We start from the raw sequence: 13,012 nt of genomic DNA, 5'->3' as shown, positions 1-13,012 counted from the left end.
CTTTTGAGAAACCGATGTGTGGGGCTATTCAGAACTTCGATGATTGCTGCGCTTACTTGCCTCAAGCATGATCCGTGTCGTCGCTTCCATGACCTTATCTTCACAGCTTCGAGCGACAATTATCTCTTTGGCTCCGTTAATCAAACATGCTCCTGCCAATTGCGGAGGCATTCCTTTCAGGCCACTCAGATAAAAATTTAGGCCCCGTGTCTGGAAGGTCCAAGTGAACGGCATCTCGATATTTCCCATACTTGGTAGGTAGAAGACGTTCTGGGAATGGTGGTCTGTACAAACAAACAACAGTATTGCGATCTCCGCAGGAAATGACGCTTCACCAAGAAGGTATCTGCGGATCGGCTCTTCATATATGCCCAGATGGATTATCGGTCCCACCTGCTCTGGCCGGTGCCAGGAATGCACCGCTGTTCTCCATAACACGCTCAGCGCGAAGTAGGCTAGTTTCTGTCGATCAATGCCCAAAGAGGAAGTATCGTAGTAAAAAGTAAACCCTGCGGACGACCGTTTATTCGTGGACTTCTCAAGCGTTTGCAGAAGCCTGAATTCATTCTTTCTATTTACCTGCGACATCGTGTACCGCTCGCCATTCTCTGAGAATCGCTGTTCGCAATCGTGACAAAGTAAATAATCCTTTATTTGCTTTGAGGTTTGAATCCTGCCTCGAACAGAGAGCATCATCGGATTTGGGTTTGCCGATCCCTCCCAACGGGACATCTTATATAGCGCAGCCGGCATGAGATGGCTCTCTATGAGATCTCGGCTTTGGAGGCACAACTTACAAATACCAACCGGCATAGCTAGCAGTATAGCTTTGGGTTCGGGGTGAATAAAGACCTGATCGTGGTAGTAGGGGATGATCAGTTAAAGGTGATAGGACAAGTAGCAGATTGAGATCGTGCGGGAGCAGGGGTAATCTCGATAAACGCCGTTCTCGTCAATTCACTTCCGTATGGCCGCGTGGCCGGGAACTGACTTGTTCTCGGGGTAGCTGATAGCCTGATTAGTGAGCCCAAATACACAGTTTGACTTTCTTGTTATCGGCGCGGGTGTTGCCGGTTTGCGTGCGGCGCTGGAGTTGGCGGCGCGGGGCACGGTGCTTGTTGTCACCAAAGAGGCGGTTAGCGAGTCGAATACGCACTATGCGCAGGGCGGCATTGCCGTGGCGATGGAGGGCGATGAGGATGTCGCGCTGCATCTTGAGGACACGATTGCTGCCGGGGATGGGATTGTTTTTCGCGAGGCCGCTGCGGCGCTGGTGAGTGAAGGTCCGCTGCGCGTGGCGGAGCTGATTGAGGGCGGGGCGCAGTTTGATCGCGAGGGTGGCAGGCTGGTGCGTACGCGCGAGGCGGCTCACTCGAAGCCGCGCATTCTGCATGCGAATGGGGATGCGACGGGTGCGGAGATTGGGCGAGCGCTGGCGGTGATGGCGCGGGAGCACGCGAAGATTCGCTTTGCTGAGTGGACTTGCGTGACTGGGCTGGTGACGGCGGATGGGCGCGTTGTTGGTGCTGACTTGCTGGATCGCGATGGCGTGGTGACGCGTGTAGCTGCGCGAGGCGTGCTGGTGGCGGCGGGCGGCGCGGGGCAGGTTTATCCGCATACTACGAATCCGGCGGTGGCTACGGGCGATGGGCTGGCGCTGGCTGCGCTGGCTGGCGCGGAGCTTGCCGATATGGAGTTTTACCAGTTTCATCCGACGGCGCTGGCGTTGCCGGGTGTGCCTACGTTTTTGCTTTCGGAGGCGCTGCGCGGTGAGGGTGCCTGGCTTGTGAATGACCGTGGCGAGCGGTTTATGGAGCGGTACCATCCTCGTCTGGAGCTTGCTCCGCGTGACGTGGTGGCGCGGGCGGTTTGGCGTGAGGGGATGGGGGCTGATGGCGAGACGCGTCCGGTATATCTCGATATGCGTCATGTGACGGAGATTGACCTGCATAAGCGGTTTCCGGGGATTAGCGCATTTTTGGCGCAGCATGGGTTGGATTTGCATCGCGACTTGATTCCGGTGCGGCCTGCGGCGCATTACATGATGGGCGGTATTCGCACGGATTTGCACGGGCATACGAATGTGCGCGGGCTGTATGCGGCGGGTGAGGCGGCTTGTACGGGGTTGCATGGGGCGAATCGGTTGGCTTCCAACTCGCTGCTGGAGGGGCTGGTGTTTGGGGCTCGGGCGGCGAAGGCCATGCTGGCGGATGATTTGCTGCTGACGGCTGTGGATGAGGTTGTTGGGAGTGATGCGGCGGCTGCTGCGGGCGAGGAGATTGAGGCGCTGGTGCAGGAGCTGCGGTTGATGATGGACCGCTGTGCGGGGTTGTTGCGCGAAGAGGCTGGATTACGCGAGGGGATTGCGGTGCAGGAGCGTCTGGCAGGTGAGCTGGGGCGGGAGTATGCTCTTTCGCGGCGGCTTGTGGAGGCTCGGTCGTTGTGTGTGGTGGCGGGGGCGATTTTGCGCTCGGCGCTGGCACGGACGGAGAGCCGGGGGGCGCATTTTCGGACGGATTATCCGAAGCGGGATGATGCTGCTTTTCTGAAGCATTCGGTGTTGAGTGGGCTGGAAACGATATCGTTCGAGGCTTGGTAGGAGAGGGCTGCGGGACCGGCTTTTGTGGTGCCCCATGTCTCCAAAAGAAGGAGGCATGGGGCACCCATTGTTTGTAGTTGAACCGGCAAAAAGCAAAACAACCGCAGATCCTTCCCTGCACCTGAAAAACGGCTACGTTCAGGATGACACCTTTTCTATATCTATCTCTTGAGTGAAATGGAGAGGGAGTTGCTTGTCTGCGTTTTAGGGGACGGCTACTACGGACAATGCGCCTACGGGGTCGGTGCCGGTGGTGGCTGTGGGGCCTGCGACCAGTTTGCCGGTGGTGGTTGCGTCGAAGGTGTAGGTACTCAGGTCGGGGTTGCCGCTGAAGTTGGCTGCCAGTAGGTATGTGCTGGTGCCGTCCAGGGTGATGGATGCGGTCTTCTGGCCAGCGGCGATGGTGTTGATGGAGCTGAGCTTGTAGGTGGGGCTGGTTGTGCCGGAGGCGGTGACGGTGAAGCCGGTGATGTTGCCGGTGGTTTTGCCGCTTACGGCACTGTTGGCAACATAGACAGCCGTGGAGGTGGGCACGATGGACGAGGGGCCGGTGCCTCCGGTGGCAAAGGGCGAGCCGGTGATTTCATTCAGCGCAGAACTGCCGATGGTGAAGACGCGCAGGCCGCCGGATTGCGTGGCGCTGAGGGCGGTTGTTTCTCCGACATAGAGCAGGCGGTTGGATGGGTCAACGGCTACGGCATTGTCGCCGCCGAGAGAGTTTTTGACCTTGATGGTGGCGGCGTTGCCGAAGGGGTTGGCGTTGCCGGAGGTGAAGTGGACTGCCGCTGTTCCGCCGGTGCCCATGGCTACGAAGACGTAAGGTGCGGCGCTGCCGCTGGGGGATACGGCGATTCCCTGAACGCTGTCAGAGGACAGGGCAACGGTGGCTACGCTGGCGCTGGTGTCGTAGAGGCCGGTGCTGGTGTTGAGAGGCACGGCGCTGAGGGTGGCTGCGCCAGAGACGGCTTCCAGCAGCCAGGATCCGCTTGGGTCTACTTGCATGGCGTAGGCGGGGTCTGAGCTGATGGGTTGGCTGCTGTTGCCGAGTGTCAGGGAGCCGGTTGAGCTGACGGTGTAGAGATAGATTCCCGAGGCGGTGCTTACGTAGAGGAAGTTGCCGTTGGGGGAGATGGCCATGGCAAAGGCCAGGTCTGGCAGGGTGACGTTTCCAATGGAGGTGGGCGTGGTGCTGCCGGATGCGAAGCTGAAGCCCGCTATCTGGTTGGTGGTTTGGTTGAGGACGTAAAAGGTGCCGCTGGCGGGGTTGGTGCCGCCACCGCTGGAGCCGCTGCCGGAATCCGTTGGGGCTTTCCAGAAGCCACTGCAGCCGGGGATGGTGGCCGCAGATACCAGTGCCGCGGCCAGAATTGCCCTTTTTGCCCAACTTCCCTTTGCCATTACCGCTCCTGATTGCTGTGCTGGAACTGCATCCAGACTATCGCAGATTGATGCTGATGGATGGACGTGGATGCAGAGTGCAGCGCTCAGGCGGTTGCCAGTTCTGGCGTGGCTACTGGAATGGAGTCGAGGACGGCGCCGATGGCGTGGATGACGGCGGATACCCGGACGACGGCGAGGACTAGCTCTTCGGTTGCGCCCTTATCGCGGACTACCTTTTCATGGGAATCCACGCACTTGCCGCAGCCGTTGATGGCAGAGACGGCGAGGGACCAGAGCTCGAAGTCGATTTCTTCGACGCCGTGACCGCGGAGGCCGTTCATGCGCAGACGGGCGGGCATGGTGGCGTACTTTTCATTGGAGCTGAGGTGATGGAAGCGGTAGAAGATGTTGTTCATGCCCATGATGGCGGCGGCGGCTTTGGCTGCTTCGAGGGCCTGCGGGGTTAGCTGCGCGGCTGCGGCTTCAAAGACGGCGGGTGTGAGAGCGGAGCTGCGGGTGGCGATGGCTGCGGCTACTACTGTTCCCCAGAGCTGCTGCGGGGTTAGCTCGGTGTTGTTGCGGATGAGGGAGGAGTAGTTGAGCTTTAGGTCTTTGGCGGAGGTGGGGAGAGTGTCTATCAGGGCGTCGAGGGACATGGGTGCTCCGGTGGAATCAGGTTTCAGGGATCAGGTGTCCGTTATTCAATCCCAGAGGGAGAACGGAAGTTCGTGGTATCCCACCCTTGCGACAGAAAGAAGTCGCAAGGATGGGCACGGGGCTTGGGTGGAAACTGCTTATGCCTTGATGGTTTCTTCGCCCTTCTGCCAGTTGCAGGGGCAGAGCTCGTCGGTTTGCAGGGCGTCGAGTACGCGGAGGACTTCCTGCGGGTTGCGGCCTACGGAGAGGTCGGTGACGTAGACGAAGCGGATGATGTTTTCGTTGTCCACGATGAAGGTGGCGCGCTGGGCTACGCCGGCCTTGATGTCGAGGATGCCGAGCTGCTCGCAGAGATCGCGCTTGATGTCCGAGAGCATGGGATAGGGCAGGTCCTTGAGGTCGGCGTGGTTGTTGCGCCATGCGAGGTGGACGAATTCGGAGTCGATGCTGGCGCCGAGGAGCTGCGTGTCGCGGTCGAGGAACTCCTGGTTCAGCTTGCCGAAGGCGGCGATTTCGGTGGGACAGACGAAGGTGAAGTCCTTGGGCCAGAAAAAGTAGACCTTCCACTTGCCGGCGTAGGTGTTTTCGGTGATGGTTTCAAAGGCCTTCTTGGGGTCGGTGCTGACGACGGCGGTCAGCTCGAATGCGGGAAACTTCTCTCCAACGGTAAGCATGAATGACTCCTTAATGAGATGAAGCAGGTATGGCCCGGCGGCGGTGCCGTGCGGGGCGTAGAAATGCGTTTCCGAGAGGGAAATGCGCGTTAGTTTAAGGATATCAAGCTTGCGGGTGAGGCTGCTTTCGGCGGGCTTGCCATACGAGACGGGCGGCTACGAGGTCTTCGATTGCCATGCCTACGGATTTGAAGAGGATGCGCTGGCTGCGGGGGATTGCCGGGTTTGGGTTGGCGAGGAGCTGGCCTAGTTCGACCTGGATGGTTGCGCCGGAGAGGATGATGTCGCCTGATTCGCGTTCGAGGGCGGCGCGGGACTCGGCGACTATCCAGCTTGTGCGGGCGGCTTTGTCGTCCAACTCGCGGAGGTTGGCTCCGACTGCGCCTACGGCGAGGATTACGGCGCTGGGCGAGAGCCAGCGGCCTTCGAGGACTGGGGTTGGCGAGGCGGTGGCGGCGAGGACTACGTCGGCGCTGGCGGCTTCTTCTATGGTGGTGGCGCGGGTGTTGGTCTCGGAGGCTAGCTGCTCGGCTTTGGATGCGGTGCGGGACCAGATGCGAATGTCCTGGAGGCTGGGGCGGATGCGGCGGAGGGTTTCGAGGTGCGAGCGGGCCTGTACGCCTGCGCCTAAGATTCCCAAGCTCGCCACTTCGTGGCTCGCGAGTGTGTCGAGGGCTACAGCGGAGACGGCGGCGGTGCGCATTTCGGTGATGACGCGGCCGTCCATGATGGCCAGCGGCTCGCCGGTTTTGCGGCTGAGGAGGGTGATGGTGGCCATGTGGGTATGCAGGCCGAGGGCTGCGTTGCCGGGGAAGAAGGTTACGGATTTGATGGCCATGACGTCGCCGTGGATGACGGGCATGACGGCGAACCAGTCCTTGTCGCCGGGGCGGAGGATGGAGCGTGGGGGCTGGACGACCTTGCTTTCTTCTGGTTTCCCGGAGGAGAAGTCGATGAGGGCCTGACGGATGGCGGGGACTAGCGCGTCGTAGTTGAGGAGGCTGCGGACTTCTTCTTCGCCGATGTACATGGGCCCATCTTACGGGACGAATTGGGCGGGGCTAATTGGGGCGGAAGGTTGTGGGGCCGGAGCGGCGGCGGAAACGCTCGTCGATGGGCTGGCGACCCTGGAAGCCGGATTCGACGGTGTGCCAGTGGTCGATGGCGGACTCGCCTATGCGCCAGCAGAGGAGGACGACGTCATCTTTGAGGCGGAAGGGGAAGTCGAGGAGGCCGGTGTCGAGGTCTTTGACCTGCACGCCGATGGAGTCGATTTCGGTGAGGGTTTCTTTGACCTGCTTGAGCTGGCTTTCTAGCTCGAAGCGGTCGCGGGCTACCTGGGCCACGTCCACGCGCATGCCGCCGGAGAGGTAGATGCGGCGGTTGAGGTCCTGCAGGCGGTTTTCGATTTCCTCGGCGGATTGCTTGCCCTCGATGGCGCGCTTGAGCAGGGACTCAAGGACGGGCAAGAGGGATTGGGCTTCGTCGAGGGTGAAGGTCTTCATGTTCGTTAACCTGCTGTGACTAGAATACGCCGGGATTGGCTGTTTGGCTTGGGGTGGTTCATTGGGTGAGACGATGGGGTTTGTTTGTAATTATCTTGTTTGATTTGTTGTGCTTATGTTTGATTTTTGGTGTTTACTATTTAGTTAGTAACCTGCGGAAAAGTGGTTACTTTTCCATTTTTTTGAAATTTCTTTCCTTTTTTTCTGGGTTTTGGGATGGCGGGTTCGCGGCCCTGTTATCAGTTGGTGCGCAAAGTAGCAGAAGCATGCCTCAGGGGCTAAAGCCCCGGTGCTTTCTTTTAGCCTTGATTGCCGGGGATAAATCCCCGGCCTACCTTTTGTGGTTGGTTCGCTCGTATCGTGTTTTAAATCTATCGGTTGGATGCAGAATTTGGTGTTTGTTGATTGGTTAACAGGTTTCTGAAAAATAGTTACTTTTCAGAAAAAATGACCCTAAAAAAACTTTTGGAAGCTGAATGAAGAACGGCCCGATTCTTTTGGAATCGGGCCGTTCTTGTTGTTGATTTTGAGTATGGCATAAAAGGGGTTAATTGAGCGCAAGAGTTATCCACAGATTTGGGATTTATTTTGCATTGCATGCAGCGGCTGCGCGTTTTGCGCGCCACGGGGATTTTGTGGCCCTCCCGGTGGTCGGGGTCGAGATGGGGGTGTGGCAGTGAAAAAGGCAACCGCAGATCCTTCACTCCGCCTACCGCAATGCGCTTCGTTCAGGATGACACTGCCCTCTTTTGTGGGAGAACGGAGGCGGGGAAAACTGGCTGTAGGGGAATCTATCCCCCGGTCCCCAAAAGAGAGGGACGGGGGCACCCGCAAAGCTCAAGTCTCTGGCGGTATGGATTTCCCATCCTTGCGACAGAAAGAAGTCGCAAGGATGGGGCACGGGGTTTTTTGTGGTGGTACGGGTTTTAGGCCTTGATTTCCAGCATGCGGTCGAGGGCTACTTTAGCCCAGTGCTTGACGGACTTCTTTACTGCGATCTGGTTGACTACTCGGCCTTCTACCAGGTTTTCGAGAGCCCATGCCAGGTGCTGTGGGCTGATGCGGTACATGGTGGTGCAGAGGCAGCCGGTGTCGTCCAGCGTGATGATTTTTTTGCCCTTGTCGGCGAACTCTTTGGCCAGACGGTTGACGAGGTGGATTTCGGTGCCGATGGCGAAGGTTGTGCCTGTTGGGGCGTCTTCGACGATTTTGATGAGGCGCTCGGTGGAGCCGGTGGCGTCGGCTTTCTGGCAGACTTCCCAGCGGCACTCGGGATGCACGATGACCTGGATGCCGGGGTACTTGGCGCGGACGGTGTCCACGTGGCTGGGGAGGAAGCGCTGGTGGACGGAGCAGTGGCCTTTCCAGAGGAGGATTTTGGTGTTGGCCAGGTCATTGGCTGAAAGCCCGCCTGCAAGGGCCCATGGGTCCCAGACTTTCATTTCGGCCAGTGGGATGTTCATGGCGTAGCCGGTATTGCGGCCGAGATGCTGGTCGGGGAGGAAGAGGATTCGCTTGCCGCGCTGGAAGGCCCATTCGAAGGCTTGCTTCGCGTTCGAGGAGGTGCAGACGAGGCCGCCGTTTTCTCCGACGAAGGCTTTGATGGCGGCGGAGGAGTTCATGTAGGTAATTGGAATGCACTCGTCCGAAAATCCGCTGGCTGCAAGGGCTTCCCAGCATGCCTCGACTTGGGAGATTTCGGCCATGTCGGCCATGGAGCAGCCGGCGTTGAGGTCGGGAAGGATTACCTGCTGGCTGTCGCGGCCGAGGACGTCGGCGCTTTCTGCCATGAAGTGGACGCCGCAGAAGATGAGGTAGCTGGCGTTGGTTTCGGCTGCCGCTTGCGAGAGCTTGTAGCTGTCGCCGGTGAAGTCGGCAAAACGAATGACTTCATCGCGCTGGTAATGGTGGCCGAGGATGATGGTGCTGGCACCGAGTTTCTGGCGAGCCGCAGCTATGCGGTCGTCCATGGTGTGATCGGGAAGGGCAAGATAATTGTCTAAGCTGCACGCTTCGGCAGCTTGTACTGCTTCGTCTAGAACCAGAGTCACTGTTTTCCGCCTTCAGTCCTGCCGGCCATGCTGGTCCGGCGAACGGGGTTGTTGAAAGCCTTGCTGGCTTGCAGTGAGCGCGAATCGCTTCCGCCCACGGGGATGTTGCAGCCGTGTTAGTGGTTTGATTTTAACAAATATGGAGAGGATTCAATTGTTGGGGGAGAAGTTGGGACTGAGGAGAGTGGGAGGGTGTTATGAGCGAGCTTGAGCAGGCTTTGGTGGGAGACAGTGCCTTTACACCTCCGGCGCACATTCTGGAGGGACTGGCGGAGGAGTTGGCGCGTCGGACGGTAGCAGGAGCTCCGCGCTCCGTGTATGAGGAGCTTTGGCATATCTGTTTTTGGCAGCAGATGACGCTGGATTGGATTGCCGGAGTGGAGACGGCGTATCCGGAGCGTCCGGAAAGGGCATTTCCGGAACCGGTGGAGTTGGAGAGGGAGAGTTGGACGGAGCTTTGTGCGAGATTCCTGGTGGGTGCTCGTAAGGCGGGGGATGCTGCACTGGATACGGCCCGGCTGGAGGCGGAGGTTCTGTGTCCTTCAAGGCCGGGGATGCCTGTGCGGGTGATGACGGTGCGCGAGCAGTTGGAGAGTCTGGCGGCGCATAATGCTTATCATTTTGGACGGATTGTGCTGCTAAGGCAGATGCTGGGGAGTTGGCCGCCGCCTTCGGGCGGGTTTACGTGGTAGAGACGAGGGACGAGGGACGAAAAAGACAAAAGCGGGTTCTTCGACGCACGGCCAGTCGGGCGATTATTATGAAAGTTCATGGCAACTCCTCTTCCAATTGAACAGGCCAGCATTGGCATGGCGGACTCGATCATTCTGATGATCCTGGCGCTGGTGGTGTTTGGGCCGCGGAAGCTGCCGCAGATTGGGCGGCAGATTGGCAAGCTGATGTATGAGTTCCGCAAGGCTTCCAATGACTTCAAGTTCCAGATGGAAGAAGAGCTGAGGCTGGCGGAGGACGCTGACCGCAAGCAGAAGGAAGAGGCACAGCGGCAGAAGGCGTTGACCGAACAGGCTGGCGTGAGTGCGCTGCCGGCGGCTACTGCGACGGAGACGCTGGTTGATCCTACGGTTGCGGATTTGACGGTTGCGGCTTCGGCTGCTTCTGTTGCGGAGTCGGTGCCGGAGGTGCATGTGCCGCGGGTTGCGGGGGCTGTGAATGCTGAGGCTGTTGCTTCTGAGTCCGAGCCTTCGGGGCTGGTGATTCAGCCGCCTTCTATAGGCGAGACTGTTGCGGCGGCGAGGCCAGGCGCGGTGGTTGAGGCGGAGCCGGTGTTGCAGGCGGCGGAAGAGATTGTGCCATCCGCCGGAATGGAAAGCGGTACGGAGACTGTGACACAGCATGGTTGATGCGGCGGAGGCAGTTAGCAAGGCACGGACTGCGATGACGGAGCGGGCGGAGCTTCCAGGCATGAGCCTGATGGAGCACCTGGAAGAGCTGCGGAAGAGGATTATTCATTCGGCGGCTTACCTTGGGGTCGGGTTCTTTATTGCGTTCTATTTTCATGACCGGCTGTATGGGTTGGTGCAGGCTCCGATTAACCGGATGAATTTGAAGCTGAGCTTCACGCATCCGATGGATGGCATGAACCTGTCGATGCAGGTGGCGCTGATTGGCGGAGCGATTCTGGCGGCGCCGTTCATTCTGTATCAGGTCTGGCTGTTTATTTCGCCGGGGCTTTACCAGAAAGAGAAGCGGTTTGTTGTGCCGTTTATGGCGGCTACGATGGGGCTGTTTCTGGCGGGCGCTTCGTTTGGATATTTCTATGTGTTTCCGAGCGCGCTGAAGATTTTGATTTTCGGTTTCGGCAAGCCGTTTAATCCGGTGATTACGATTGAGGATTACACGAGCTTCTTTCTGTCGATCATTCTGGGGCTGGGCATCAGCTTTGAGCTGCCGATTCTGATTTTCTTTTTGGCGATGTTTGGGATTGTCAGTCCGAAGTTTCTTTGGAACAACATTCGCTATGCGATTCTGATTATCTTTGTTGTCGCGGCGATTATTACGCCGACGCCGGACCCGTGGACGATGTGCGTGTATGCGGTGCCGATGCTGACGCTGTACATGATTGGTATTGGCGTGGCGTGGTGGGTGCATCCGGAGCGGCGGCGGAAAAAAGATGATGCGGCAGCTGCCGCGTAAAGGCGGTTTATGACGGCACTTTTGCGGCGGTTGTGTTGCGTGTTGATGCTGATGTGTGCGAGCGGGCTTTCGCTGGCTGCACAAGGCCACTTCAGCGGCGAGCGGGCGCTGGCTTATACGCGGGAGTTTGTGGCGATTGGGTCGCGGTGGCCTACGAGCACAGGGCATGCGAAGGCTGAGGCCTACTTGCGTGCGCATTTTCAGCGCGACCAGTTAGAGGAAGATACGTTTACGGCGAGCACGGCGATTGGGCCGGTGACGCTGCATAACTTCATTGTGAAGTTTCCGGGGAAGAAGCCGGGCGTGATTGTGCTGGGTACGCACTACGAGACGAATTATCCGCTGAAGAACATCAACTTTGTTGGCGCGAATGATGGCGGCGCTACTACGGGGCTGTTGCTGGCGATTGCGGATCAGTTGCGCGGCAAGCCGAATGATGGCTACTCGGTGTGGCTGGTTTTCTTTGATGGCGAAGAGGCGTTTGTGAACTGGTCGGAGTCGGATTCGACCTATGGGAGCAAGCATCTGGCGGCGAAGTGGGGGCGCGATGGGACGCTTCCGAAGATCAAGGCATTTATGCTGGCCGACATGATTGGCGACAAGGATTTGAATATCCAGCGGGAGACGAACTCGACGCCGTGGCTGAGCGATGTGGTGAAGCAGGCGGCGCACAAGTTTGGGTATGACCGCTACTTCTTTCAGACGGAGATGGCGGTTGAGGATGACCATCTGCCGTTTGTGCATCGCAGCGTGCCCAGCGTGGATGTGATTGATCTGGATTACGGGCCGAACAATGCTTACCATCACACGGCGCAGGACTCGATGGATAAAGTGAGTGCGCGGAGTTTGACGATTGATGGGGATGTGTTTCTGGAAGCGATTCGGTTGTTGAATCAGAAATAGATTTGGTTGGAGCGTGGCGCGCCGCGATTTAGATTGCGGCGCGTTTTTTCTTTGCTGGCTGCGGTTCAAAGCTTATGCGCAGACGAGTGCGGGTTGCTTTGGCAAAGCGTTCCAATGTGCGGGTAGAAGGCATCACTTTACCGCTTTCCAGACGGGCGATAACGGCCTGCGTGGTTCCCATTGCTGTAGCAACTTCTTCCTGTGTCATGTCTGCTTTGCTTCGGGCTTCAATTAGCGCGGATGCGAGGGCGAATTCCTCTTCCAGCGCCTCATATTCCGCAATGAACTTCGGGTCTTTTCTCCACTTCTGGAAGAGTTCTTCTGCCGGGATGAACTTACGTTTCATTTGACCTCCTTTGCTCGTTTCAGGGCGAGCAGGATTTCATGCCTGGGCGTTTTCTGTGTCTTTTTCACAAAGACATGCACGACAACGACTCGTTTTTCAATGGCAGTAACGTAGCAGGCCCGCGCGATACCACTTCTGCCCTTTAACCGCATCTCCCACAAGGGTCCTTCCAGATGCTTGACGTACGGCTCCCTAACCCGCTCTAAGCCATGCGCCCGAATCAGTTCCGATATTCGAAGGAAACTCGCTTGAATATCCAAAGGAAGCGCGTCAAGCGATGCCTCGATTTCTTCATTCAGAAATTCAATAGTCCACGTCGCCATTTAAATTATACCTTTTTTGCAATGCTCAGGATTTATTTTGCGATGGCGGTCAGGTCGGCTTTCTGGTCGATTTTGCTTAGGCGATAGATGAGTAATGCGTCGCGCTTGGTGTTGATGGGCTGTGTGCTCAGGTCGATGGTTTCGCCGGGCTCGTGTGCGCCGTCGCCGGTTGCACCGATGCCTGCGAGGCCGGGGAGGATATCGGCTACGAAGGCGATGTCGCCGGCTCCGCGCTTCATGGGGTCGAGCTCAGGCATGGCGGTGAAGCCGAGGCTGGCGTTGGCTCCGTTGAGGATTTTGAGCAGGGCGCGGCTTTCTGCGGTGGGCTGCATGGCGGGGTAGCCTTCGCCGAAGCTGATGGTGGCGGTGGTTTTGGGGAGATGCTGCGCTACGATCTCCTGCATCTTCTTTTCGATGCGC

14 protein-coding genes and 1 pseudogene are annotated in these 13,012 nt (G+C 58.1%); 5 read left to right on the top strand and 10 right to left on the bottom strand.

Annotated elements, in window-relative coordinates; all coding sequences use genetic code 11:
- Nucleotides 1–24: 24 nt before the first annotated feature.
- Entirely contained in the window at nucleotides 25–753 is a 729-nt protein-coding gene (locus tag AC5S3R_RS09190; RefSeq protein ID WP_494266728.1) for a hypothetical protein, read from the bottom strand.
- 268 nt (nucleotides 754–1,021) lie between these two features.
- On the opposite strand from AC5S3R_RS09190, the gene nadB reads away from it, so the two are divergent.
- Nucleotides 1,022–2,599 carry an L-aspartate oxidase gene (gene nadB / locus AC5S3R_RS09185; protein WP_494266727.1) on the top strand — a complete coding sequence of 526 codons (1,578 nt, stop codon included), beginning with the start codon at nucleotides 1,022–1,024 and terminating at the stop codon, nucleotides 2,597–2,599.
- Nucleotides 2,600–2,803: 204 nt separating this feature from the next.
- Here nadB and AC5S3R_RS09180 read toward each other — a convergent pair whose 3' ends face one another.
- The 6 genes from AC5S3R_RS09180 to nadA form a co-directional block, all read right to left on the bottom strand.
- Nucleotides 2,804–3,997 (bottom strand): beta-propeller fold lactonase family protein, encoded by a 1,194-nt coding sequence (locus AC5S3R_RS09180; protein ID WP_494266726.1) that lies wholly within the window; start codon nucleotides 3,995–3,997, stop codon nucleotides 2,804–2,806.
- 86 nt (nucleotides 3,998–4,083) lie between these two features.
- Complete coding sequence (gene ahpD, locus AC5S3R_RS09175; protein ID WP_494266725.1) at nucleotides 4,084–4,635, bottom strand: alkylhydroperoxidase, AhpD family; 552 nt, start codon at nucleotides 4,633–4,635, stop codon at nucleotides 4,084–4,086.
- Nucleotides 4,636–4,773: 138 nt separating this feature from the next.
- Nucleotides 4,774–5,310, bottom strand: a complete 537-nt coding sequence (locus tag AC5S3R_RS09170) for a peroxiredoxin (RefSeq protein WP_494266724.1) — start codon at nucleotides 5,308–5,310, stop codon at nucleotides 4,774–4,776.
- Nucleotides 5,311–5,413: 103 nt separating this feature from the next.
- On the bottom strand, nucleotides 5,414–6,340 hold the full coding sequence (locus AC5S3R_RS09165; RefSeq protein WP_494266723.1) for an ornithine cyclodeaminase family protein: 927 nt from the start codon (nucleotides 6,338–6,340) through the stop codon (nucleotides 5,414–5,416).
- A 31-nt stretch (nucleotides 6,341–6,371) separates the two neighbouring features.
- Nucleotides 6,372–6,815 carry a DUF2203 domain-containing protein gene (locus AC5S3R_RS09160; RefSeq protein WP_494266722.1) on the bottom strand — a complete coding sequence of 148 codons (444 nt, stop codon included), beginning with the start codon at nucleotides 6,813–6,815 and terminating at the stop codon, nucleotides 6,372–6,374.
- A 926-nt stretch (nucleotides 6,816–7,741) separates the two neighbouring features.
- Nucleotides 7,742–8,866 carry a quinolinate synthase NadA gene (nadA, locus tag AC5S3R_RS09155; RefSeq protein WP_494266721.1) on the bottom strand — a complete coding sequence of 375 codons (1,125 nt, stop codon included), beginning with the start codon at nucleotides 8,864–8,866 and terminating at the stop codon, nucleotides 7,742–7,744.
- A 197-nt stretch (nucleotides 8,867–9,063) separates the two neighbouring features.
- On the opposite strand from nadA, the gene AC5S3R_RS09150 reads away from it, so the two are divergent.
- From AC5S3R_RS09150 to AC5S3R_RS09135, 4 genes are all read left to right on the top strand, one after another.
- A complete protein-coding gene (locus AC5S3R_RS09150; RefSeq protein WP_494266720.1) occupies nucleotides 9,064–9,558 on the top strand; it encodes a DinB family protein in 495 nt (164 codons plus the stop codon).
- A 78-nt stretch (nucleotides 9,559–9,636) separates the two neighbouring features.
- Nucleotides 9,637–10,227 carry a twin-arginine translocase TatA/TatE family subunit gene (locus AC5S3R_RS09145; RefSeq protein ID WP_494266719.1) on the top strand — a complete coding sequence of 197 codons (591 nt, stop codon included), beginning with the start codon at nucleotides 9,637–9,639 and terminating at the stop codon, nucleotides 10,225–10,227.
- Nucleotides 10,220–11,020: a twin-arginine translocase subunit TatC gene (gene tatC, locus AC5S3R_RS09140; protein ID WP_494266718.1), complete on the top strand. Its 801-nt coding sequence runs from the start codon at nucleotides 10,220–10,222 to the stop codon at nucleotides 11,018–11,020. The genes AC5S3R_RS09145 and tatC overlap by 8 nt, the downstream gene beginning before the upstream one ends.
- Nucleotides 11,021–11,029: 9 nt before the next feature.
- Nucleotides 11,030–11,923, top strand: coding sequence for a M28 family peptidase (locus AC5S3R_RS09135; protein ID WP_494266717.1), 894 nt, complete (start codon nucleotides 11,030–11,032; stop codon nucleotides 11,921–11,923).
- A 28-nt stretch (nucleotides 11,924–11,951) separates the two neighbouring features.
- Here the strand turns inward: AC5S3R_RS09135 and AC5S3R_RS09130 are convergent, their stop codons facing one another.
- From AC5S3R_RS09130 to AC5S3R_RS09120, 3 genes and pseudogenes are all read right to left on the bottom strand, one after another.
- Complete coding sequence (locus tag AC5S3R_RS09130; protein WP_494266716.1) at nucleotides 11,952–12,269, bottom strand: helix-turn-helix domain-containing protein; 318 nt, start codon at nucleotides 12,267–12,269, stop codon at nucleotides 11,952–11,954.
- Complete coding sequence (locus AC5S3R_RS09125; protein ID WP_494266715.1) at nucleotides 12,266–12,592, bottom strand: type II toxin-antitoxin system RelE/ParE family toxin; 327 nt, start codon at nucleotides 12,590–12,592, stop codon at nucleotides 12,266–12,268. The genes AC5S3R_RS09130 and AC5S3R_RS09125 overlap by 4 nt, the downstream gene beginning before the upstream one ends.
- A gap of 32 nt (nucleotides 12,593–12,624) precedes the next feature.
- Nucleotides 12,625–13,012, bottom strand: a pseudogene (locus AC5S3R_RS09120) (hypothetical protein); the annotation flags it as partial.

The sequence above is a fragment of the Occallatibacter sp. FHG110214_02 genome (assembly GCF_059115385.1).
This window is presented reverse-complemented; position numbering and strand designations above follow the sequence as displayed.